The 712-nt window shown below is 72.2% G+C and carries 1 protein-coding gene; it reads left to right on the top strand.

All coding sequences use genetic code 11. The features are described 5' to 3' along the window. Positions 1–712: acyltransferase domain-containing protein (locus C5N14_RS31480; protein ID WP_117673552.1), on the top strand; the 712-nt coding region annotated here is incomplete at both ends.

Here is a 712-nt window from a genome sequence, read left to right as displayed (position 1 = left end):
GTCGAGGAGTTGCTGGCTGGTCTGGACGCCCTGGGTGCGGGTGCCCCGGCGGGTAACGTCGTCTCGGGTGTGGCCTCGGGTCACGGTGCGGGTCCGGTGTTCGTGTTCCCGGGTCAGGGTGCGCAGTCGGCGCGGATGGCGGCTGGTCTGGTGGGCCGGACCCCGGTGTTCGACGCGCGGTTGGCGGAGTGTCAGCGGGCACTGTCCCCGTACCTGGATGTGGATCTCGTTTCCGTCCTGACGGGTGAGGACGAGTCGTGGTTGGACCGGGTCGAGGTCGTTCAGCCGGTGCTGTGGGCCGTCGGAATCGCGATCGCGGCGGTGTGGCAGCACGCGGGCGTGTCCCCGCAGGCCGTTATCGGCCACTCGCAGGGTGAGATCGGTGCGGCGTGCGTGGCCGGCATCCTGTCGCTGGACGACGCGGCGCGGACCGTCGCCCTGCGCTCCCGGGCCCTGTCTGTGCTGCGGGGTACGGGGACGATGGCGTCGGTGGACCTGTCCGCCGACGCGGTCGCCGAGCGTCTGCCGGGTTTCCCGGGGGTCGGGGTGGCGGCGGTGAACGGTCCGGCCACGGTGGTGGTGTCGGGGCCGCCGCAGCCGGTGGCCGATCTGGTGCAGGCGTGCACCGATGACGGCATTCGGGCCAGGCTCATCCCGGTGGACTACGCGTCGCACTCGGTGTCGGTGCAGGAGGTCGCGGAGCAGTTGCGCG

This window comes from Micromonospora sp. MW-13, from assembly GCF_003434305.1.
In the GTDB taxonomy this organism is placed as follows: domain Bacteria; phylum Actinomycetota; class Actinomycetes; order Mycobacteriales; family Micromonosporaceae; genus Micromonospora.
Note: the sequence above shows the minus strand (reverse complement) of the source record. Positions and strands in the feature narration are given on the sequence as shown.